Here is an 18,444-nt window from a genome sequence, read left to right as displayed (position 1 = left end):
TAGTATTGCAATACAAAACCCCTGAAATTTATGTTTTAGGGGTTTATTATTTATACAACAATTTCTAAAAAGGTAAAGTGTTTAAATTGAGATTTCCACCAGAAATACATGGTTTTTATCGCTATTAGCTTCATGTAATATCGTTTCGATATTTTTAAAAACTAAGTTAGTTTGCTCTAAAATTGTTAACAGAATTTTTTTGGTTTCGCAATCTATTGGTAATTGACCAGAAATAGAATTCCATTATTTTACATTGTGAGTAGTGTCCATTTGCAATTGGTATATTTTCTGTTTGAATAATTTTCTTATTGGTTTTAAATATATCTTTATATCAAGATATATTACAAGTATATCCAAATTAAAAAAACTATTGATAGAATTGGATCAATAATCATTATAAAAAAATAAAACCTGAACAGATTTGTTCAGGTTCTATTCATTCAGGAATAAATTTTAACCATTTCCTCCACCGCCTCCGCCGCTTTGTTCTTGGTTAGATTTTGAGCGTTCTATATTAAATTGTTTTCCGAAATTGTAACTAATTCCAATACGATACATTCTGAAAGCTTGATTAACTCCCATATTTGTTACGTTGTTAGACGTACTTGTGTAAGTTCCATTTTTATTTTCGAAAAGGTTAGAGATATTTGCCGAAAGTTGTAATTTCTTTTTAAATACCATTGCTCTCATACCAATGTTATGACGCATAAAATCTCCAAATTTGTCTAATCCATCTGTACTTTTTGTATAATATGAATAAGTGTAATTAGCAAAAAGTGTTTTCTTTTTATTTAAATCTAAATTATTTGTAATTCTAAATTCCCCATTCATTCCGTCTAATGTATAATTCATTTCAGGAATTTTACTGGTTGTTTTACGATAGAAAACATCTGCCGAAGCATTTACTTTCCACCATTTATAAGGTTTTACGTTGATGTTTTCACTTAAACCAATACTATATGTTTTTCCAATATTATAAGGCTTAGAAAGTGTAATCTTGGTATCAGGATCCATGATGCTTACTTGTTCAAAAAGATCATTCGCATTGCGGTAATACAAACTTGTTACCAATAAATCTTTATACGCATGCTCTAACTCGAAATTATTCGAATTAGAAGGCGTCAAATTTGGATTTCCTTCTGAATAATTATACTCATTTTGTTTCGTTCTTCTTGGATTTAAATACCAAATAAATGGACGATCTACACGACGACTATAGTTTAATGTAAACGAATGATTTTCCGATGATTGATACATCAAATAAGCGGTAGGATATAAGCCGTCATAAGTTTTTTCGTAATTATTTTTCGGATCTTCCATAATGCTTTTCACTTGTGCATGCTCATAGCGTAACCCAACTTTTCCTGTCAGCTTTTCACTCAATTGTTTTTCTACCGAATAATACAATGCGTAGACATTCTCTTTGTAATTGTATTTGCTTGCAAAATCGGTATCTTCATGGAAATTATCATTCGGATTAAGTTTTAAAAATCGTTGATTTTCCGCTTCATCTGTTGCCCAACGTAAACGCGTTCCATAATTCATTTTCCACGAATTAACAGGATGCTCCATATCGATACTTGCATTGAATCGGTTTGAAGAGCCGTCATTTAAGCTGTAATTATTTTCGTATTTACCAGGGATTTCTGCCCAATTAGGATCAAATTCGTTACTGATATTTTTGTTATTGCTATCGTTTCCGTTATTCGAATAGTCAAAATCGAATGTTAACTTTTTACCTTCCGTTTTGAATTTTTTGATGATATGGTAATTTAATCCCAGATAATTCCAATTCCATTTTCCACCATCCCAATTCGTCGTCATATAACGATTTGTTTTGTTGTTCACTAAATCGAAAATATCAATGACTGAATTTCCTTTACTTTCTCCTTTACCATCTGAAATATCTAAATTGAAACCTGTAATTAAGTTGTCATTGATTTGATAATCAATACCAATTCGACCACCATAATAATTGTTCTCATTTTTATTAATTCCGTCCGAAGTCCATTTTTGATCTGGATATAAAGTTGTGTTTTTACTTTTACCATACCAATTTCCTTTACCACTATAAATATTAGAGGTTAATGTCCATTTTCCTTTGCGGTAATTGATATTCCCGTTCAAATTGAATCCACCGTATTTTTGCTGGTTGTATGAAGTCGAAATAGAACCATTCAAACTTTCTTGTTTTGCATTTTTCAATACAATATTGATGATTCCACTGTTTCCTGTCGCATCGTATTTGGCTGGAGGATTTGTAATGACTTCAATTTTTTCAATATCTTCTGTTCGAATGGTTTTTAGATAATTTGACAATTGTTCACTGCTCATTTGCATTAATCGGTCATTAATCATGACGCTTACTGAACCTTTTCCTATAATCGAAATAGCATCTGTCGCTTCTTCCACCTCGATACGTGGCGCAAGTTTCAATGCATCTAAGGCATTTCCACCTTTTGCACCTTCTGCTTGATCGACATTGAAAATTAATCGGTCTACTTTCTTTTCAACTAATTTTTTTTGACCTGTAACAACAGCTTCCGTTAAGGTTACATTTTCAGTTTTAGGAACTAAAATAATTCCTAAATCCGTATGATTCATAATCGTGAGAGAGGATGAATGAAGTAAAATTCCAGCTTCTTCAATTCTATACGTATAAGTTCCTTCTTCTAAAATAACCGTAAAGTGCCCATTTTTGTCAGTAGAAATTTCATCTATAATTTTTTCGCCTTGAAAAATGATTACATCTGCTAACGCTATTGGAGCTTGATTGGTATATTGAAAAGTTCCTTTTATTTCTTGTTGAGCAAAAGTATGAACAGATGCAATACAAATAATTGGAAGAAAATATTTTTTCATTTATAGGGTTGTTTACAAATAAGACGCATCAATCATCAAAAAGTTACAAAACTATAAGTGAAAATATCTTAAATAATAATGAATTAAAGAATCAAAAACTCCCAATAAGGGGATTATTGGGAGTGAATAAACTTATTTAAGTTCTTTTTCTAATTGAATAGATTTTGGAAATAGAATGTTGTTTTCGATGTGAATATGAGTATGCAAATCATTCTCGAATTCTTCTAACATTGCATAGGTCACGCGATAAGTGTTACACGCATCTGCTGGTGGAGTGTAATGATTGGTAAGTTCTGCAATCCTTGCAAAACGATCACCTTCTGCGGTATGTTCATGTTCCATCATGTGAACTGGATTTTCAACTGTACCAAAATGAGGAACTTCTAATTCTATTCCTCTTTTCTTTGCATGAGTCATTTTTTTGATAAATGGAAAAAGAATTAATTCTTCTTTTTTTAAATGAGCACTCAAATCTTGAGCTGTTTGATTAAATAAAGCGTTTATTTCATAAAGTACTGGATGTCTTTCACCATGAACTTTGCATAATTTGTCTAAGAAAGCGAGTAAAACAGGTATTTTTTCTTCCACATAAGCATGATGTATTTTTTCAACATATTCACTTAGCAAATCCAATGGCCACGATTTAAAATCAATTGAAGCTTCGGTTTGAGAAGGTAAATTTTCCAAATCATTATACACTTTGTTTACATCTGTAGTTTTATTTTCACAGGCTTCTTCGATGGTTCTTCCACCACGGCAACAAAAATCAATGCCATGTTTTTTGAAAATCGCCGCAGTTCTAAAATCTTCTGAGACCATTTCTCCGATTAAATCTGTTTTTATGTCCATAATAGAATACTTTTTATCTTTTATTAAATTAAATTTTTTTTGAGCCTTTTAGCATTATTATTTTTTCTTTGCAATCATGACAAAAGCACACAAATGTTCTTCGTATTTTTTGAAAACTTTCTTCATTTTTATTACTCTTTCTCTCACTTCTGTTTGAGTTGCAATATTTTTTATGATAGTTAAAAACCCTGAAAATCCTTCATCATCAATTAATCTTGAAGGTTCAAGCAGGCGCATTTCAGCTGTTTTAATTTCAATAATTTCGAAACCTTCTTCTTTTACAAGAATTTTCCATTCTTCAACTGTTAATGGTCTTGCATTAACATTCATCGTAATTGCAAGCTCTTTTTGAATGTTCTTTTTGATTTCATCTGAAATATTATTCGGTTTTAATGCTAATTCATGAATTGCATAGTATCCATCTTTTTTTAGAACACGATGAGCTTCTTTTATGATTTCACTTTTACGATGATTGGCATGCATCGTTAGCATAGCTTCTCCAAAAATTTTAGTTTGAGAACAGTCATCAAGTCTTGTGTCAGCAGCATTTCCTAATTGAAAAACAGCTTTTTGATTATCAAATTTTTGATTTAAATTCTCGATAATTTTTTCGTCTAAATCAATTCCAATGTATGATGTTGGCTGTTTGTCAAGTACAATAGAAGTGGTATAACCAAGCCCAGGAGCAAATTCTACAATCGCATAATTTGTATTGATATCTAACAATTCAACCATTTCATTTGTCAACTTTTTTCCTCCAGGTCTTAGTACTTTTTTTCCTATTTTAGCAAGGAGCCAATGTCCAGACATTTTATCAATTGTATCATTTTTCATTTGAGTAAGTTTTTTATTTTCAATTGAAATAAAAAAGACCTTTTTATCTTTTATTAAGGTAAATTTTATTCTAAATTTAATTTTAGAAATACTTCTTGCGAATCTAATTTCTCAACCAATTGGTTGATAGTAGTTGTTTCTAATAAATGCTTTAAAGTATTTCGTATTTCTTTGAATTGCTGATGCAAAGGACAAGGATTTTTTTCTGAACATCGTTTTAGTCCAAGTGCACAACCACTAAAAATTTTATCTCCATCAAAATGTCTAACAATTACAGCCAACGAATTTTTCATATATTTTTCATCGAGATGAAAACCACCATTTGGTCCTTTTGTAGACTGTAAAAGATTTTTTCGAACCATTTCTTGCAAAATTTTTGCAATAAAATATTCAGGAGAATCAATTCCTTTCGCTACATCTTTTATTCCAACTCGATTTCCGTCTTTGGTTTGCTGTGCGATATAAATTACTGCTCTAACGGCGTATTCACAAGTTTTTGATAACATTTACAATTCTTTTACACTACAAATATACATCATTTCTTTAATAAAAGAGTAAAAGGTGTTTTATTAATTCTAATTATTTCCAAAATTCGTCTTCAAAATTATCAAATGGTTTTGTGTGCGAGTTTTCTAATCTTTTACCTATTTGTTTCAAATCACTTTCATCAAGATTTTCTTGTAAGTAAGGAAACCATTCACGTTCCTCGAATCGAATATGATTTTTTAATAAATGAGCAAATTTTTCTACTATTGATTTCTCTGGATGTTGAGCAATCTTTTGTGCTAAAACCTTTAATTCTTGATGTTCGGTTTTAATTTGTTGGTTGTATGTTTCGTTTGAATAGGGAAAAATAATCGTTTCTTCATGTTTAAAGTGCTCAGAAAGATGATTGTTCCAAAAATATTCAACATAAGATGCAATTCGTTCTAATGCAATATTTTTAAAGAAACCTTGTTCAATTTTCCAACTACAAAGCAATCCAAAATGATGATCCTTTGATAAAACGACAATGTGTTCACTTCTTTTCATAATTAACTGTTTTTGTGAATTAAAGTTATGACAATTTTTCACTAAAATTCTTTTTAGTATTCTATTTTAAAATTTAGACGTATTTCAGATCTTTTTTAGGTTGACATAAATGGAAAAGTATTCAATAAAAAAATCATTCTAATTTCCTGCTATTGGACTACCGAAAACTCCGACAGCTAATTCAGTCCATATTAATAAACCAATGAGTAAAACCATTATGCAGAAAAAGATTTTATTTTGTAAACGGTTAGTCAGTTGTAGAATGTAGTTTATCGTTAATCCAATAACCGAAAGTAAAATAAATGCAATAATAAAATCAAATAAACTCCAGTTGACTTCATTTGTAAATTGCATAGCAATTAGTGGAATTGTTATTATTAGACCAATTATTCCAAAAATTAAAGATTATTTAAGGTGCATTTTTGTATTCATAACTAACTATTTATTGAAATCACTTTGAGAAATAAAGTAATAAAATAAAAATGAGATTAAAAAAAAATAGTTTAATTGATAAATTGTGAACGATTGAGTTTCGATTTAATGAAAAATTAATTTAAATCAATATTTTTCTAAAAAGCATTGTTTAAATTTGAAGTATGAAAGCAAGTTTTGAACCTTATTTTTTGAAATTCAAAAATCCAAGCGGTACTTCGCGCGGCGTTTTGACAGAGAAATTGACCTATCTTTTTACATTAGAAGAAGATGGGAAAGAATATGTTGGTGAATGTGGATTGTTTAAAGGATTGAGCTTTGATGATCGTCCTGATTATGAAGAAAAATTGCAATGGGTTTGTGACAATATTGACTTAGGAGTTGATGAATTGTGGCGTGAATTGCGCGAATGGCCTTCGATTCAGTTTGGAGTAGAGCAGGCTTTTCAGAGTATGTTTGCGAATCGTTACAACGAAAATTATACAGATAAATTGAATCCTGATTTGTATGAATCAGCTTTTTCGACAGGTGATAAAGGTATTCAAACTAATGGTTTAATTTGGATGGGTTCGATTGATTTTATGCGCGAACAAATCAAAGAAAAATTAGCGATTGGTTTCAACTGTATCAAGTTGAAAATCGGTGTTGATTGGGAAAATGAGCATAAGATTATTCAACAATTAAGACAAGATTTTTCTGCAGATCAATTAGAATTAAGAGTAGACGCGAACGGAGGTTTTACGTTTGAGGAAGCAAAAGTGGTGTTGCAACAATTGGCTGATTTAAAAATACATTCGATTGAACAACCTATCAAAGCTGGACAAGTAGAGTTGATGGCAGAGTTATGCGCTGCTACACCAACACCAATCGCATTGGACGAAGAGTTAATCGGAATTGTTCATCAAGAAGATAAATTCAACTTATTAGAAAAAATCAAACCGCAATATATTATTCTAAAACCAAGTTTGGTTGGGGGAATTAGAGGTTCGTTGGAATGGATTAATGCAGCAGATACATACGAAATTCCGTTTTGGATAACATCAGCATTGGAAAGTAATATAGGCTTAAATGCTATTGCACAATGGACAGCGATTTTATATCCAGAAATGCCACAAGGATTGGGCACAGGAGGTTTGTTTACAAACAATTTCCCAAGTCGATTAGAATTAAGAGGAGAATATTTATTTCGAAACAAATTAGCATGAATAAAGTAATTATCGCATTTTTTGCAACAATCGTTTTAATGAGTTGTCAAACGACAAAAAAAACAATTGATTTAGTTGCAATTCAAAAATATCAAACCGAATTGGCGACTTTTTATACTGATCTTAAAACGACGCCATTGGTAGACGAAGAAAAAACGAATTTCAAAGGCATTACATTTTTTCCGATCAGCGAAAAATATATAGTGAAAGCGAAATTTACGCCAATCAAAGATGGAAAGGTGATTCCGTTTCCTACTTCTGCGAAAAAAATCAAAAATTACAAAGAATACGGAACGGTAACGTTCATGTTGGATAATGTTGAACAAACGCTGACGGTTTATCAATCTTCACCAATTATGGAGAAATATGCAGACAGTTTGTTTTTACCTTTTATGGACGAAACAAACGGCGTGACGTCTTATGGAGGTGGACGTTATTTGGATTTGAGTACAAAGGATTTAGGTACAACAGCCAATGAAATTACGTTGGATTTTAATCAAGTGTATAATCCATATTGTGCATATAGCAAACATTACAATTGTCCCATTCCGCCAGCGAATAATGTGTTGGATATCGAAATTAATGCAGGTGTAAGTTATCATAAATAGAATGTTGTATTTAGATTTTTCTCAACCTAATTTTGATGTCAACGCTATTGAAGTTACCAACGAATTTGAACAATCCGTAAAAGATTTTTTGGTTGAATGGTTTTCTGATTCTGAGGTGATGATTGCGCATACTTCGGGGTCTACTGGAACTCCGAAAGAGATTATTTTAACCAAAAAAAATATGCGAAAAAGTGCGAATATGACGGGAAAATATTTGCATTTAGAGAAAGGAAATTCGGCTTTATTGGTGATGCCTGTTACTTATATTGCTGGAAAATTGATGTTGGTTCGTGCAGTAGAAATCGGATTGAAATTGATTTGTATGCAACCAACTTCTCATATTTCTTTGAATGAAATTAATAGTGGAATTTCACAAAATTTTACCTCGATTGATTTTGTTGCGTTAACGCCTATGCAAGTTGAAAATTCGTTAGATTTTGTTTCAAGATGTCAAAAGTTAATTATCGGAGGAGCGCCTCTTTCGGAGAAAGTGAAACAAGAATTGTTTGCTTTTGAGAACGAAGTCTACGAAACATATGCAATGACGGAGACGATTACACATATTGCGTTTAAACAAGTTGCGAATCAAAAATATCCTAATGCAGAACAAGTTTTTGAAGCGTTTGATGAGGTAACGATTTCACAAGATGAGCGAGGTTGTTTGGTGATTGATACGCCTTATGATGGATTGCAAGTTGTAACGAATGATGTGGTTGAATTGATTGATACACGAAAATTTAACTGGATTGGTAGAGCGGATAATGTGATTAATTCGGGTGGAATAAAATTATTTCCAGAACAAATAGAAAATAAGCTGAAACCGTTCATTGATTCTGATTTTTATATCACTTCAAAAACGGATGAATTATTAGGTCAGAAATTAATTTTAGTTGTGGAAGGAGAGCAGAGGAGCTTGGATTTTTCTTTGGCAGATTTAACCAAATATCAAGTTCCAAAAGAAATTATTTTCATTCCTACATTTTCTCGAACGGAAAGTGGTAAAATAAAACGACAACAGTTTTAGGATCGACCTATTTTTTTATTTTGTTCGTGTATTTTACCTAAAATAGCTTAATTTTATCACTACTAAAACTTATACTGTGGATTACAATCGACTTTTTAATGATATTTTTTTCTTGATTCTTGACGACGAGATGGATGAGAATCAATATCTCATTTGGAAAAGTTTTTCGTTTATTCACAATCCGATTCAGCAATTAATTAAGGCACAAGATTTATTAAATCAGTTGCTTCACGAATATCCAAAAGATAAAAAAGCACTTTTTCTGAAAGGAGTTGTTCAGCGCAATTTAAACTTCAACGAAGAATCGATTTTGTATCTTTTAGAAGCAAAAAAGGAAGATTATTACTTGTATGCTGCGAATTTCTACATTGCCGAATATTATATTCATAAATTGAAATTTGATGAAGCGCAAAAGTATTTGAAAGAAATTGAAATTGTGTATCCTACCAATCAACGTTTTCTTTTCTTATCGATTTTAGTGAGTTTAGAATTGTTTGATTTTGAAGAAGCTAAACGATATTTGAATATTTTGTATCAATTGGTTGAGGATAAACAACTTTTAGAATTATTGAGTAAAAACCTTCAGATTACTGAAGAAATTGTCTTGAAAACGACAAATCGATTGGTCTTAAAAAATTTCAAGTTGAGAAGTTTTAATTATAATCTTCAGCTCAAAACAAATTTGATTGCTTTTTATAAGAATTTCGCTGATATCGGGGTTAATTTTAATGGAATCAATTGCTTTATTATGGCACTTACCTTGAAGCAAATTACGTTGTATCCGACGTTTCATAATCTTGAAATTTATAATGTTCAAACGATTTTAGATTATATTGATGTTGATAAAAAAGGGATTCAAATGCGCTTAGAAGACATTGATTTTGACCATGATTTTGTCAAAAATTACCACGAATATTTAGAAGTCGAAATTCTATTGAAAGAAGATTAGTTTTTTTACTCAACTACATTTTTCTCAAGGAAATATTTTTGTTGTGATCTTGAAACGAGTTCAATCTGACAATTTAGTAGTTGCAATTAAGTTAGAAAATTACGTATTTATTAAGCTAGATTTAGTTCAGCTTAGTATAAGTTGAGGAAGACTTTTCTATTGAAATGATAAATAGGTAACGTGAATAAAAGTGGACAATCAGAAAAAAAACTTTAATTTTGCTAAAATTTATAAGATGGAATTTGTTCAAGATAAGGAAGAAGTTTTTGATAACGTCGAGTTGTTTTTAGAAAGTCTAGAAGTTGGAACGGATGAAGAAAAAAAGAAATCGATTCAGTTAATCAAAAAATCGAAAACATTTTTGGTGATTGATGCGGATGAGGTGATGGTTTTTGCGCCAAGTACATTTATTGGCATTAAAGAAAATAACATTCAGCAGTTTACAGGGAAGCTATTAGAGCACGAAACCAATCCTATTCTAACGAAATTGTTCGGTTCTACGCCAAAAATTGATAAAACTTTGGACGAATTATTTTTAGATTTTTGCGACGAAATAGAAGTTAATCGCAATGATGTTGGGATTTCCCGAGACTATTGGATTATAAAAGATATGTAAAAAAAGAGCTTTTCATCTACAAGTGAAAAGCTCTTTTTTCTTAAAATGTTAAAGGATAACATTGATTTTTGCTTTGCTAATAGGTTTTATTCCAGTCAAAGCACCATCAATTTCGCACTTCAACAAACCACTTCCTCCACCATAATGATGGATTTGCTTTATAGTAGGGAAATAAGTGCTTATCCATTCCTCCATTTTCTCTACCTCCGAAGCACCAATTCCACTACTGTATAATATTATTTGGACGTTGTTTGTTGATACGTATCCTTTCAATTCTTCTTGTGAGCAGGTACAAAATGCTTTCCAGTTTTCATTTTTGTTAATCACGCGTTCTAACGTGTCTACAATTTCTTTGTTTTTACCATAAACGGCGATTTGTACTTGCATATTAGATTAATTTTAAGGCAAAGTAACAACATAACGCATGGTCTAACATTGATTTACGATAAGAAATAAAAAGACATAAAAAAAAATCGTTCCAATTCGAAACGATTTCTATGTTTTATTGTTGATTTTCTAATTGTGCTAATCTTTCGGCAGCTAAATAAAATTCAGGATTCAACTGCAATGCTTTTTTGTATTCCTCTACAGCTTCGGCTTGTTTCTCAAATTTTTCTAGGATTGCGCCTTTGTTGTAGTATGATAAGAAATGATTTGGATTTAACTCGATTGATTGATTAAAATCGTTTAATGCATTTTCTAAATCATTCAATACAAAATAAGTATTTCCTCTGTTGTAATACGACAAGAAATGTGGCTTCATTTCAATTACTTTCGAATAATCTTCGATTGCTTTATCCAATTGTTGCAATTGATCGTAACAAAATGCACGATTGTGGTAACATGATTCGTAATCTGGATTAATTTCTAAAGCTTTATTGAAACATTCGATCGCCTCATCGTATTTGTTCAAATTCATCAATACATAACCTTTTTGATGATAAGCTACAAAACTTGCCGGATCAATCTCGATCACTTTATCAAAATTCTCAGCTGCTTTTGTTGGATTATATTGATTGAAATTTGCCATTCCTCTGTAGAAATAGAAGTTTGGATTTTTATCATCTAATTCAATTGCTTTATCAAAATCCTTGATTGCATCTGTATTTTGTTTCATATAATATTGGCTCAATCCACGACCGAAATATGAATTTGCCACTTCTATTTGACGCTTAATCGATAATGTAAAATAATCAATCGCTTTTCTATACTGACCTTTGCGGAGATATTGACTCCCATCTTCATAAAAACTCATAGTTCAATATTACAACAAACTCTTTAAATTTTAAATAAAAAATTTTAGAAAAGTTTATCTTTACGCAAAACAACACACATGAAAATAGAACATTTAGGGATTGCCGTTAAAGATTTGGGATTATCGAATGAATTGTTCGAAAAATTATTAGGAAAAGCACCGTACAAAGAAGAAGCAGTGGAGTCGGAAGGTGTGAGAACCTCTTTTTTTGAAGTAGGCGAATCGAAGATCGAATTGGTCGGTTCTGAAAAAAATGATAGTGCTATTGAAAAATATTTAGAAAAAAATCGCGAAGGAATTCACCATATTGCTTTTGGAGTAGATGATATCGAACTCGAAATAGAGCGTCTTAAAAATCAAGGGTTTACTTTTATTAACGAAACGCCAAAATTGGGAGCAGATAATAAACGTATTGTTTTTTTACACCCTAAAACAACAAATGGCGTATTGGTAGAGCTTTGCGAAGATGTAAAATAATTTTGAAGTTCAAAAAAATAGCTTTAATATTGCAAACGAATTAGGTGATAGCTTCCTTTTTATTGCTTAATTCTCTGGTCCTATAACTCAGTTGGTTAGAGTAGCTGACTCATAATCAGCAAGTCCTTGGTTCGAGCCCAAGTGGGACCACTTTATTGAAAATCAGACGTTTACAGTTGTGTAAGCGTCTTTTTTTTGACTTCATTTTAATCTATAAGTACAACATTTGTACAACAAATTATCTGATTCAAAGATAGTTATAATTTTCATTTGATTGCATTTTTAGTATATTTATAAAAATAATTCAAAACTAATCTAAAATGATCTTAGGAATAATTGATAAATATTTTACTGTAGCAGAAGATTTATATAGAATAAGAATATTGTCCAAAAATAATATTCAACGTTTCTTAATGTTGTTATATTTTCCTTTAATAATATCATCTTTAATACTTACTCAACCAAATCTTTCTCCATTAGTAATTTTAACTTTAGTAATATTCTCTTTTATTTTAATTATACCATCTATATATTATTTTACATTCTTTTTTTATAGAAATTTTAATTCTAATATTAAAAGTTTTCAATTTGAAAAAGGAGTTGATAATTTATCTACTGCTAATAGAATTGATTTTAAGCCTTGGAAAACTAATGATATTGATAATACATTTATTTTTAAACGTTCCGTTTTTTAGGGAAGATTACACACTACATTAGGTACTAATATTACAGTTTTAGAAAATGATTTTATTGATATCGAAGGGATTCGTTTTCATGGATGTACATTATGGACTGATTTTTCAATTTTTGGAGATCCAATGAAATATGGGATGATTTGTCAAAGTCAAATGAATGATTACAAATATATTAAACGTGATCCGTCTTATTCAAAAATGAGAACCATTGATGTTTATCAAATTCATAATAAGTCTATTGCATGGCTTGAGCAAAGTCTAAAAGATTCAATTGGTCTGAAAAACATTGTTATTACACATCATGCACCGAGTATAAAATCAGTTCCAAAAGAGTATATTTCTGATCCTGTTACGTCTGCTTATGCTTCAAATTTAGAAGATTTTATTATAGAATATCAACCAATGTATTGGATTCATGGACATATTCATACACCTTGTAGATACAAGATTGGTGATACTGAAATTATCTGTAATCCTCATGAATATATTGATGAAAAAGATAATGGTTTTATAAAAGAGTTGATGATAGAGTTATAAAATTAAGTTTACCATTTAGTAAATAATGTTTACTAAAATATATATTAAGTTTATATTTTAGTATATTTGATTATTATAATATACATTATATGTTAGATTTCACGACAATAAAAGATGTAAAAAACACAATTGGTGAGTGGTGTAAAAAAATGCGCAAAGCAGAAAATTTAACACAACAAGAATTAGCTGATGAACTAGCTCTTTCTCGCTTAACAATTGCTAAACTTGAAAATGGAGATAATCCTACACTAGAAACTCTTTTGAAAGTGTTACAGTATTTTGATGAAATGAAATCGATCAATCAATTTATTTCTGATAAAATTGAAAGTTTAGAAAATAATCAATCCATGTATTAACTATGGCAAAGAATCAAATCATTTCGATAAATTTTCAAGAAATTGAAATCGGTAAAATAGGTTACGACGAAAACCAAAGAAAATCATCATTCCAATACAATCCTGATTTTTTGGAAAGTAATAACTACAAAAAGATATTTCCTTACGTTATCCGCAGAACGCCTAACGTACAAGTATTTTCTGAATTTGAGGGAGAAACATTTCGTGGTTTACCTCCTATGATTGCTGATTCTTTACCTGATTTTTTCGGTAATATTGTCTTTAAAGAATGGTTAGAAGCAACTCAAAAAGAAATGAATGCTATTACTCCTTTAGAACAACTAACATATGTTGGGAAAAGAGGAATGGGAGCTTTAGAATTTTCACCTGCGAAAGAAATTAAATCAAATCAGAGTATTGATGTAGAAGAAATAACGGAAGTAGTAAAGAAAGTGCTCGATTTAAAAACTTCAACAGAAGAAAAAGGATTAAGTGATATCGCTTTACTGAACATCTTTAAAATTGGAACTTCAGCGGGTGGCGCACGCCCTAAAATTTTAGTTTCAGAACATAAAAAAACAGGACGTCTAATTCCTGGTGATTTAGAAACATCAGACAAATACAATCATTATTTAATTAAACTTTCTGTAGACGAAGATCAAGGCTATTCAAAAGAAAAAATAGAGTACATCTATTATCAAATTGCAACTTCTATAGGAATTGAAATGATGCCTTCTAAGTTGATTGATGATAAACATTTTGCAACATCAAGATTTGATCGTCAAAATGGAAAAAAACAGCATATTTTAACTGCATCTGGAATGACAGGATGGGATTTTAAAAAGCCTGAAAACTCAACTTATGAAAATCTTTTTAAACTTGCTTTTGATTTAAAACTTTCGCACAAAAACATTCAGCAATTGTTTAAACGACTGGTTTTTAATCTTGTCTTTTTCAATATCGATGACCATTTAAAGAATTTCTCATTCATTTATGATGCTGATAAAGATCGTTGGAATTTAGCTCCCGCCTATGATTTAACTTATCCATTAGACGCTTTAAAAAACTACCTAAGAATTTCAAGAGCGATGTCTATTAATGGAAAAAGGACTGAGATTAATCGAGATGATTTAATGAAAATAGCTGAATTATTTACAATTAAAGACGCTAACGGAATTATTGATGAAGTTATAAACTCTACAAATCAATTCAGAATTCTATCTAAAGAACAAGATATTCCTGAAAAAGTAATTGATAAAATTGAATCTGAGTTTTTAAAGTTTTAATCAAAAAACTTCTGCTAAAAATAATCATTATGTTATGTCAATTATTTTTAGGTTAAATTGGTTGATTTTTAATAATTACCGTTTTAAATAAATTAAGATAACTATATACTTGAATGTACCAAACAATCAAACTTCGCAATCATAATGCCTATCGTTCAGCAAGTTGTATACATATACTATAAAATCTATTATTATCTTTCAAAAACTATTTAATATGAAATCATTAGTTGAATACATAAACGAAAATTTAGAATCTTCTGAAGAGATTAAAGAAAACTTACAACAAATAGACGAAAATCAAAATGGAGAATCTGAAGAAGCTGGTAAGGAAGCGTCTGAGGATGAAGAATAAATAAGAACCCATCAATATTTGGTACATATTAAATTAGGTTAAGAGATAATTCATGAAAATTATCTACATTGTTAGTTTTATATACATACATTTTAATAACTTTGTATCATGAAAACAAGTAAACAAATAACTGATTGGATTCTATCTCAGGTTAATACAGAGAAAGGAGACACCATTTCTCCTTTGAAATTGCAGAAAGTTTTGTATTACTGTCAAGCTTGGCATTTAGCCATTTTTAAAAAGGAACTTTTTAATGAGGAAATCGAAGCATGGACTCATGGTCCAGTAATTCCTTCTCAATACAAAAGATTTTCTTATGTTTTTAGAAATGATAACATTAATCCTTCAAAAATTAATATTGATGAAGTTTCATTTGATAATAAAGAAACAGAAATTCTGTTAAAGGAAGTTTTTGCTATATATAATGAACATTCAGCATCGTATTTAGAAGAATTAACGCATTCTGAGACTCCTTGGATTGAAGCTCGAGTTGGTTTAAGCGATTGGGAAAGATCTAATAATATCATTTCAAAAGATTCAATGAAAAACTTTTATTCAAAATTGAATCAGAGTGAATAAAAAGTTTTTAAATAAATCTGTCTCATCGCAAAATAAAGGGACAACATATATAAATAAAGATGTTACAAAACTTTTACAGAATATTGAAAATGGAGATGATTCTAAAGTAATTATTTCCTTTTTACATTTACAAAATAAATATCAATGTTTTTCAGAATGGACTAAAAATGAAATGAGTGAATTTTGGAATTTTTATTCAAAAGCTCATGAATATACTTGGACTCAAATTTATTCTACTGGAAGAAAAACAAACAAAAATGGATTTGCTTATACAATTATAGATAAGAAAATATATCCTAATCCTGAATTTAAAAATACTCTCTCAGAAGATATTACACTATTTGAACTTAGAGTCTCTAAAAAAGCAAGAGTTCATGGTTTTAGGAACAAATCCGTGTTTTATATATGTTGGCTTGATCGTAACCACAACATAACTTAATATAATAAATATAAAGCCTTTACAGCCTCAAAAACTTTTATTATATTTGTATTTATAAAATAGAATTTACTGTTCATTTAAGAACATAAAATATTCGTGCTTAATAGCATTATTGTCAAACCCGAATTACCACACGGAGAATAATCTTCATCAGAAAAGGCAAATAATGTATATGAGGTACGCCGTTATTGGCGTGGCTTGTATCCATTGCTTTTTTAGGGTGTGGTAATCCTGAGGTTTGACGTGGTGCAATGTCCACGCTATTTTATTTTTAATAATCAAATTTCAAATTACCACACATGAAAATTAAATCATTTAGTATCATTTCTATAATGATTCTATGTCCTCGTATTTTTGCTCAAAATACAATTTCACTTCAATCCTCAGATTTTGAAAATCTTACTTTAGAAAGTTACACTATTTACAAAGTAGATAAAAAATCTATACATTTCTATCCATATGTAGAGGGACTTGTAAATACTAAATCTTATGAATTATTTTTGAATCAAAAAGAAGAAGCAAAAGCTATTTATGATGCAGATTTATTAAAAAAGAAGGAAAAAGCAGATATTTTAGATAAAAAGAATTTAATAATCTCAAACATTCAAACTTACAAGAAAACAAAAGATATTGCTCTTCTTGAAGAATCATCAAAGCTAGCAGGAGAATTAAATGTTTTATTTTTTGAAGTAGGTAATGATATTATATATCTTCGACAAAATGGTAAATATGCTTCTAAACGAATGCTTGATAGGTATATTGAATTGTTAGAATTGAATAAACAAGGTATTACTTATGTTAGCCCAGGATATCAAACTAGAGTTATAGAAGTGATTGACAGAAGTCCCAATTTTAGACGTAAAAAAGGATATCTTGAATTAGTTGAAGAAGAAAAATTTTTTACTGATAAAGAAAAATTTGAAACAGGTTTAGTTCGTAGTAAAATTTTAGAATCAAGAACAGCATATATTGTCAATAAAGATTCAATAATAAAGGCTTTGAATTGTAATTTTCAAGAGTTATCAAATAAAGTAGTTATTGCATATTCTGATTATCAAGACAAATTACTGAAAAATGAAGTATCAGAAGAAGTCAAGAAGTATTTATCTTATGGAAATTCAAACTATTCATTTGTAAAAAATACAGATAATGATGAACTATATGTTTTCTCAGCAGGTTTATTTAGAGAATTATCATCAACTAAGATTAAAACTAAATTACATGATCTACTTATAAAACTTAACTATAAACCATATCAATATGATGGCTATGACCAATTGTATGTTAACACTAAATATTATAAAATTGAAGTTTACCCATTCTTGTATGAAGAATTGAATGCTGATAATTCATATTTAAAGAAACTAGATGAAAAATATCTTAAAATTCAAGAATTAAGAAATAAAGGATTCAGCTATAATAAGTCACTTGATAATTATATAAGAATATATAGATTAAAAAGAAATAATATGTCGATGTCTGATATAAAAGCTTGGACTCAAATAACTAAAGAAGCTAATTTAATCCATAAAAAGATTTTTGATTTAGAAAATTCTATGCAAGTTAGTGCTATACCTCTTGATGAAAAATACTATTCAAAATATCAGGATTTTTTGAACTATATAAATGCTTCTTCTAATGTTTTAGGGTTGTAAATAATAAAAATTGGGGGCAATTTATTTATTAATTTTTTGTCCCTTTAAGTTTAAGAAATGCTTTGAAAAATTAGCAACTTCATCAAACTCTTCAGGTTCTGAAATAGGTCTACCAGATAATGTAAATTCTATTTTTGTTATAAAATATCCTGTACAATAAACATTGAAATGATAAGTAAAATGTTTTGAATGCAATATTTCATAACTTACAATATATTCAACTTTTGAAGAATTATCATTAGAATTAAAAACCTTTCTATATTTAGGATATTCTATAGAAAACTGCTTTTTATTAGAATATTTATCTAAATGATTATTTATAAATTCATTCAGTTGTTTTAATAACTGGATATACTAACTTAGTTGGGAGTAAAAGTTAAGCATAAAACCTTAATTTTAATATATGAAAAGAATCCGTAAAAT

General features: G+C 29.5%; 23 protein-coding genes and 1 tRNA gene. 15 read left to right on the top strand and 9 right to left on the bottom strand.

Translation table 11 applies throughout. The features are described 5' to 3' along the window. Positions 1–81 precede the first annotated feature (81 nt). The 7 genes from HXZ74_RS17195 to HXZ74_RS09520 all read right to left on the bottom strand — a co-directional run bounded on the left by HXZ74_RS17195 (position 82) and on the right by HXZ74_RS09520 (position 5,931). Positions 82–183, bottom strand: a complete 102-nt coding sequence (locus HXZ74_RS17195; protein WP_353619255.1) for a RidA family protein — start codon at positions 181–183, stop codon at positions 82–84. Between the two features lie 270 nt (positions 184–453). Beyond that, positions 454–2,862, bottom strand: a complete 2,409-nt coding sequence (locus tag HXZ74_RS09545) for a TonB-dependent receptor domain-containing protein (protein ID WP_286475049.1) — start codon at positions 2,860–2,862, stop codon at positions 454–456. Between the two features lie 132 nt (positions 2,863–2,994). Beyond that, positions 2,995–3,711, bottom strand: a complete 717-nt coding sequence (gene ric / locus HXZ74_RS09540; RefSeq protein ID WP_038337005.1) for an iron-sulfur cluster repair di-iron protein — start codon at positions 3,709–3,711, stop codon at positions 2,995–2,997. A gap of 57 nt (positions 3,712–3,768) precedes the next feature. After that, positions 3,769–4,545, bottom strand: a complete 777-nt coding sequence (locus HXZ74_RS09535; protein ID WP_286475046.1) for a class I SAM-dependent methyltransferase — start codon at positions 4,543–4,545, stop codon at positions 3,769–3,771. Between the two features lie 65 nt (positions 4,546–4,610). Then, complete coding sequence (locus HXZ74_RS09530; RefSeq protein WP_038337007.1) at positions 4,611–5,051, bottom strand: RrF2 family transcriptional regulator; 441 nt, start codon at positions 5,049–5,051, stop codon at positions 4,611–4,613. 73 nt (positions 5,052–5,124) lie between these two features. After that, positions 5,125–5,577 carry a hemerythrin domain-containing protein gene (locus HXZ74_RS09525; protein WP_038337008.1) on the bottom strand — a complete coding sequence of 151 codons (453 nt, stop codon included), beginning with the start codon at positions 5,575–5,577 and terminating at the stop codon, positions 5,125–5,127. A 138-nt stretch (positions 5,578–5,715) separates the two neighbouring features. Further along, positions 5,716–5,931 carry a hypothetical protein gene (locus tag HXZ74_RS09520; RefSeq protein WP_260509589.1) on the bottom strand — a complete coding sequence of 72 codons (216 nt, stop codon included), beginning with the start codon at positions 5,929–5,931 and terminating at the stop codon, positions 5,716–5,718. A gap of 242 nt (positions 5,932–6,173) precedes the next feature. On the opposite strand from HXZ74_RS09520, the gene HXZ74_RS09515 reads away from it, so the two are divergent. From HXZ74_RS09515 to HXZ74_RS09495, 5 genes are all read left to right on the top strand, one after another. Beyond that, complete coding sequence (locus HXZ74_RS09515; RefSeq protein WP_286475045.1) at positions 6,174–7,214, top strand: o-succinylbenzoate synthase; 1,041 nt, start codon at positions 6,174–6,176, stop codon at positions 7,212–7,214. Continuing rightward, entirely contained in the window at positions 7,211–7,822 is a 612-nt protein-coding gene (locus tag HXZ74_RS09510) for a DUF1684 domain-containing protein (RefSeq protein ID WP_221855293.1), read from the top strand. The genes HXZ74_RS09515 and HXZ74_RS09510 overlap by 4 nt, the downstream gene beginning before the upstream one ends. A gap of 1 nt (position 7,823) precedes the next feature. Beyond that, positions 7,824–8,846: an AMP-binding protein gene (locus HXZ74_RS09505; RefSeq protein WP_280051303.1), complete on the top strand. Its 1,023-nt coding sequence runs from the start codon at positions 7,824–7,826 to the stop codon at positions 8,844–8,846. Between the two features lie 76 nt (positions 8,847–8,922). Continuing rightward, complete coding sequence (locus HXZ74_RS09500) at positions 8,923–9,795, top strand: tetratricopeptide repeat protein (RefSeq protein ID WP_286475042.1); 873 nt, start codon at positions 8,923–8,925, stop codon at positions 9,793–9,795. A 235-nt stretch (positions 9,796–10,030) separates the two neighbouring features. Next, positions 10,031–10,411, top strand: coding sequence for a hypothetical protein (locus HXZ74_RS09495; protein WP_280038239.1), 381 nt, complete (start codon positions 10,031–10,033; stop codon positions 10,409–10,411). Positions 10,412–10,459: 48 nt separating this feature from the next. Here HXZ74_RS09495 and HXZ74_RS09490 read toward each other — a convergent pair whose 3' ends face one another. Both HXZ74_RS09490 and HXZ74_RS09485 read right to left on the bottom strand, forming a co-directional pair. Continuing rightward, complete coding sequence (locus HXZ74_RS09490) at positions 10,460–10,798, bottom strand: hypothetical protein (RefSeq protein WP_114999401.1); 339 nt, start codon at positions 10,796–10,798, stop codon at positions 10,460–10,462. Positions 10,799–10,913: 115 nt separating this feature from the next. After that, positions 10,914–11,666, bottom strand: coding sequence for a tetratricopeptide repeat protein (locus HXZ74_RS09485; protein WP_038337013.1), 753 nt, complete (start codon positions 11,664–11,666; stop codon positions 10,914–10,916). Positions 11,667–11,744: 78 nt separating this feature from the next. On the opposite strand from HXZ74_RS09485, the gene mce reads away from it, so the two are divergent. The 10 genes from mce to HXZ74_RS09435 all read left to right on the top strand — a co-directional run bounded on the left by mce (position 11,745) and on the right by HXZ74_RS09435 (position 18,021). Continuing rightward, on the top strand, positions 11,745–12,143 hold the full coding sequence (mce, locus tag HXZ74_RS09480) for a methylmalonyl-CoA epimerase (RefSeq protein ID WP_219034454.1): 399 nt from the start codon (positions 11,745–11,747) through the stop codon (positions 12,141–12,143). Between the two features lie 76 nt (positions 12,144–12,219). Beyond that, a tRNA-Ile gene (locus HXZ74_RS09475) sits at positions 12,220–12,293 on the top strand. Positions 12,294–12,463: 170 nt separating this feature from the next. Beyond that, the gene (locus tag HXZ74_RS09470; RefSeq protein ID WP_125350090.1) at positions 12,464–12,838 is read left to right on the top strand and encodes a hypothetical protein; all 375 of its coding nucleotides are present in this window, start codon (positions 12,464–12,466) and stop codon (positions 12,836–12,838) included. 135 nt (positions 12,839–12,973) lie between these two features. After that, positions 12,974–13,375: a metallophosphoesterase family protein gene (locus tag HXZ74_RS09465; protein WP_185144183.1), complete on the top strand. Its 402-nt coding sequence runs from the start codon at positions 12,974–12,976 to the stop codon at positions 13,373–13,375. An 89-nt stretch (positions 13,376–13,464) separates the two neighbouring features. Continuing rightward, positions 13,465–13,731 carry a helix-turn-helix transcriptional regulator gene (locus HXZ74_RS09460; RefSeq protein WP_125350089.1) on the top strand — a complete coding sequence of 89 codons (267 nt, stop codon included), beginning with the start codon at positions 13,465–13,467 and terminating at the stop codon, positions 13,729–13,731. A gap of 2 nt (positions 13,732–13,733) precedes the next feature. Continuing rightward, positions 13,734–14,996 (top strand): type II toxin-antitoxin system HipA family toxin, encoded by a 1,263-nt coding sequence (locus HXZ74_RS09455; protein WP_125350088.1) that lies wholly within the window; start codon positions 13,734–13,736, stop codon positions 14,994–14,996. A gap of 214 nt (positions 14,997–15,210) precedes the next feature. Next, positions 15,211–15,348: a hypothetical protein gene (locus tag HXZ74_RS09450; RefSeq protein WP_286475039.1), complete on the top strand. Its 138-nt coding sequence runs from the start codon at positions 15,211–15,213 to the stop codon at positions 15,346–15,348. Positions 15,349–15,456: 108 nt separating this feature from the next. Continuing rightward, positions 15,457–15,927 (top strand): Panacea domain-containing protein, encoded by a 471-nt coding sequence (locus tag HXZ74_RS09445; RefSeq protein ID WP_286475036.1) that lies wholly within the window; start codon positions 15,457–15,459, stop codon positions 15,925–15,927. Then, positions 15,920–16,366 (top strand): MAG6450 family protein, encoded by a 447-nt coding sequence (locus tag HXZ74_RS09440; protein WP_286475033.1) that lies wholly within the window; start codon positions 15,920–15,922, stop codon positions 16,364–16,366. Before HXZ74_RS09445 ends, HXZ74_RS09440 begins: the two co-directional genes overlap by 8 nt. A 299-nt stretch (positions 16,367–16,665) precedes the next feature. After that, positions 16,666–18,021, top strand: coding sequence for a hypothetical protein (locus HXZ74_RS09435; protein WP_286475031.1), 1,356 nt, complete (start codon positions 16,666–16,668; stop codon positions 18,019–18,021). Positions 18,022–18,444 lie beyond the last annotated feature (423 nt).

The organism is Empedobacter sp. R750, from assembly GCF_030324345.1.
In the GTDB taxonomy this organism is placed as follows: Bacteria; Bacteroidota; Bacteroidia; order Flavobacteriales; family Weeksellaceae; genus Empedobacter; species Empedobacter falsenii_C.
The sequence above is the reverse complement of the archived record's forward strand: the minus strand, read 5'-3'. Positions and strand labels throughout refer to the sequence as shown.

What these genes read in the sequence shown, in the direction of transcription:
- HXZ74_RS09545 (WP_286475049.1), bottom strand. Translation starts at nt 2,862, where the DNA reads ATGAAAAAATATTTTCTTCCAATTATTTGTATTGCATCTGTTCATACT.
- ric (WP_038337005.1), bottom strand. Translation starts at nt 3,711, where the DNA reads ATGGACATAAAAACAGATTTAATCGGAGAAATGGTCTCAGAAGATTTT.
- HXZ74_RS09535 (WP_286475046.1), bottom strand. Translation starts at nt 4,545, where the DNA reads ATGAAAAATGATACAATTGATAAAATGTCTGGACATTGGCTCCTTGCT.
- HXZ74_RS09530 (WP_038337007.1), bottom strand. Translation starts at nt 5,051, where the DNA reads ATGTTATCAAAAACTTGTGAATACGCCGTTAGAGCAGTAATTTATATC.
- HXZ74_RS09525 (WP_038337008.1), bottom strand. Translation starts at nt 5,577, where the DNA reads ATGAAAAGAAGTGAACACATTGTCGTTTTATCAAAGGATCATCATTTT.
- HXZ74_RS09520 (WP_260509589.1), bottom strand. Translation starts at nt 5,931, where the DNA reads ATGCAATTTACAAATGAAGTCAACTGGAGTTTATTTGATTTTATTATT.
- HXZ74_RS09515 (WP_286475045.1), top strand. Translation starts at nt 6,174, where the DNA reads ATGAAAGCAAGTTTTGAACCTTATTTTTTGAAATTCAAAAATCCAAGC.
- HXZ74_RS09510 (WP_221855293.1), top strand. Translation starts at nt 7,211, where the DNA reads ATGAATAAAGTAATTATCGCATTTTTTGCAACAATCGTTTTAATGAGT.
- HXZ74_RS09505 (WP_280051303.1), top strand. Translation starts at nt 7,824, where the DNA reads ATGTTGTATTTAGATTTTTCTCAACCTAATTTTGATGTCAACGCTATT.
- HXZ74_RS09495 (WP_280038239.1), top strand. Translation starts at nt 10,031, where the DNA reads ATGGAATTTGTTCAAGATAAGGAAGAAGTTTTTGATAACGTCGAGTTG.
- HXZ74_RS09490 (WP_114999401.1), bottom strand. Translation starts at nt 10,798, where the DNA reads ATGCAAGTACAAATCGCCGTTTATGGTAAAAACAAAGAAATTGTAGAC.
- HXZ74_RS09485 (WP_038337013.1), bottom strand. Translation starts at nt 11,666, where the DNA reads ATGAGTTTTTATGAAGATGGGAGTCAATATCTCCGCAAAGGTCAGTAT.
- mce (WP_219034454.1), top strand. Translation starts at nt 11,745, where the DNA reads ATGAAAATAGAACATTTAGGGATTGCCGTTAAAGATTTGGGATTATCG.
- HXZ74_RS09470 (WP_125350090.1), top strand. Translation starts at nt 12,464, where the DNA reads ATGATCTTAGGAATAATTGATAAATATTTTACTGTAGCAGAAGATTTA.
- HXZ74_RS09465 (WP_185144183.1), top strand. Translation starts at nt 12,974, where the DNA reads ATGATTTGTCAAAGTCAAATGAATGATTACAAATATATTAAACGTGAT.
- HXZ74_RS09460 (WP_125350089.1), top strand. Translation starts at nt 13,465, where the DNA reads ATGTTAGATTTCACGACAATAAAAGATGTAAAAAACACAATTGGTGAG.
- HXZ74_RS09455 (WP_125350088.1), top strand. Translation starts at nt 13,734, where the DNA reads ATGGCAAAGAATCAAATCATTTCGATAAATTTTCAAGAAATTGAAATC.
- HXZ74_RS09450 (WP_286475039.1), top strand. Translation starts at nt 15,211, where the DNA reads ATGAAATCATTAGTTGAATACATAAACGAAAATTTAGAATCTTCTGAA.
- HXZ74_RS09445 (WP_286475036.1), top strand. Translation starts at nt 15,457, where the DNA reads ATGAAAACAAGTAAACAAATAACTGATTGGATTCTATCTCAGGTTAAT.
- HXZ74_RS09435 (WP_286475031.1), top strand. Translation starts at nt 16,666, where the DNA reads ATGAAAATTAAATCATTTAGTATCATTTCTATAATGATTCTATGTCCT.